We start from the raw sequence: 2,201 nt of genomic DNA, 5'->3' as shown, positions 1-2,201 counted from the left end.
AATACGACCTCCTTGCGGCTCTATTATTTCACAAAGAGATCGTTATTTTAATATGGGCTCTATTTGACGCTTACTTTTATTATTCTATAAATGCCCCTTTCAATTCATTACAGGATTGCCATGTCCAGGATGCAACATGAAAACAAGCCTGTATCATCTTCTTAAAGGAAATATTCAATTATCTCTTTATTACCATGCTCTATTAGTACCAACACTAATATGTGGTGTTTTATGTTTGTTAAAGCCTGAAAAAAGAAAAAGGATATTAATTCTATGGTGTACACTCATGATTGTATATTACATTTATCGTATGATTCTTTATTTTCCGAATAGTCCAATGATCTATTCAAAAAATAATTTAATTTATTTACTATTTAGACATTCATAATGTCAATTAATGTTGTAACTTAAAATTAAAAGGAGGACATACTCATGTCAAACATTTATTTTACAGTTACAGGATTACATCATTATTATGGAGATTCATTTCTAGAAAAAGAAATGATTGTTTATTTAAAGAAAGAAAAAGACAATGAATATGATAAAGAAGCCATTAGTGTAAACCTTCCAGGACTAGGAAAGATTGGTTATGTAGCCAATAGTCCTTATACAGTACTTGGAGAAAGCTATAGTGCAGAAAAACTGTATGATAAGATAAGTGAAGAAGCGAGTGGTAAAGTTAAATTCAAATTAGACAAAGGAGTCATTTGTGAACTTATTGAATAAATGTTTCCTTCGTCTAATTCATGTATAAGTACAAACTGGGTTTACTTGGATGTATGGCTGGACTCAATCAATAAACATTGATTGATGGCAATCATTTATTTGTTGAATTTAAAGGAGCGTTAACCGGGCAATTTGTTTGCCAAAAATTAAAAACGTTGCAGGATTATAAGTTTATTACTATACAAATGATTGGGTGTCTTGTAAAATTGATTTGTGGTAGATACATAAGATTTGATTGTTCCAATAGAAGCAAAGCCAAGAGTTTAAAAATGTATTATGAAAAGTTTAAGCCAGATCCCCGCGCACGTACTTTAATGGAGGACTATAAACAAGAAGATTGGTTAGTCAATATTCCTTTGTATATGATTGAAGAAATCGCAAATTTATAATGTACTTTTATAAAATTAAAAGTATCAGCACTAATAATTTTCTCATATCTATATTTACTGTTATTGAGTTAGATGGTTGAATAATAGGATAATGCATAAAGTGTCGGTATAAATAAAACAGAGAAAAAAGTGATTTCTTTATTACATAGAGAACTCTTTGTACACTTTTGGTGAAATAGCATTAAAAATCGTTTTAACAAAACGAACGATAGAACGTCCTTTGTATCTTTGAAAAAAATTATAGAACGAATCGGGTCGAAATGTATAGGTTAATGGATAGTGTTAAAATAGATAAGCTTAATTTTTTAATGCAAATTAAATAAGTGTATGATATGTATCAGTTAAAAATATTATGGAAATGAGGATGATAATGTGAAAATAGAGGTAGTGTATAAAGGTTGTGAAGAAGAGTTGCAAAATTTTATTTTTGAATATGGTGAAACAACAACTTTAGCAGATTTATTAAATGAACTAGAATTGAATCCTTTGGATGTTTATATGGATAAAGAAAATCATCTATGTCATTATACACGAGGAGAAAATGTTTATTTAGCTGTTAAATATATTGTTAAAGATGGCATCGTAAAATGGATTGTGCCTGTTGAACAATGCACAATTGAAGAGTATTTAAATCAGTTTAATTTAACTTCAATTATATGGTATAAACCTGATGGAGTTGGAGCTTGTGGAATTGAAAGCTTTTGGAATCTTTTGATTGCTGTTATTAATGGCGTGTATACTAAAATAGATTTTATTGTGACAATGGTTGAATTTTTTAAATTAGGGAAATCAGTTACATCTTATATAAACAATAAATTTTTACATATACCAGATGGAGTTTTTCCACCTGTAGATAATGAATATGTTAACCAGTTTATTTGTGAAAAGAAGGTATGGTCAATTGATGAATTCATGTATGAATTTGATTTAGATGATAGAGAATTTGCTAGATTTTTACTTTATTTAAATGGATACATATATGATGAATTAACAAATTTATATTTTTTTAGCAATGAATTACACATGCGTAATAAACGTAAATATAATGAGGCATTGCAAGAGTATTCAAATTCATTAAATAGAACG

At 28.4% G+C, this 2,201-nt stretch carries 3 protein-coding genes and 1 pseudogene; all 4 read left to right on the top strand.

From position 1 onward, the window contains the following. Positions 1 to 103: 103 nt before the first annotated feature. Positions 104 to 388: pseudogene (locus tag Q0F58_RS19740) on the top strand (DUF2752 domain-containing protein); the annotation flags it as partial. A 44-nt stretch (positions 389 to 432) separates the two neighbouring features. Further along, positions 433 to 726, top strand: coding sequence for an HIRAN domain-containing protein (locus tag Q0F58_RS19085; RefSeq protein WP_294379609.1), 294 nt, complete (start codon positions 433 to 435; stop codon positions 724 to 726). Between the two features lie 206 nt (positions 727 to 932). Next, on the top strand, positions 933 to 1,115 hold the full coding sequence (locus tag Q0F58_RS19080; RefSeq protein WP_294379608.1) for a hypothetical protein: 183 nt from the start codon (positions 933 to 935) through the stop codon (positions 1,113 to 1,115). Between the two features lie 372 nt (positions 1,116 to 1,487). After that, the coding region (locus tag Q0F58_RS19075; RefSeq protein ID WP_294379606.1) for a hypothetical protein at positions 1,488 to 2,201 on the top strand (714 nt) is incomplete at its 3' end.

Origin of the sequence: uncultured Clostridium sp., from assembly GCF_934754915.1 — a bacterium.
Taxonomy (GTDB): domain Bacteria; phylum Bacillota; class Clostridia; order Clostridiales; family Clostridiaceae; genus Clostridium.
This window is presented reverse-complemented; position numbering and strand designations above follow the sequence as displayed.

Excerpts from the sequence above, each read along its gene's own strand:
- Q0F58_RS19085 (WP_294379609.1), top strand. The coding sequence starts at position 433 with ATGTCAAACATTTATTTTACAGTTACAGGATTACATCATTATTATGGA.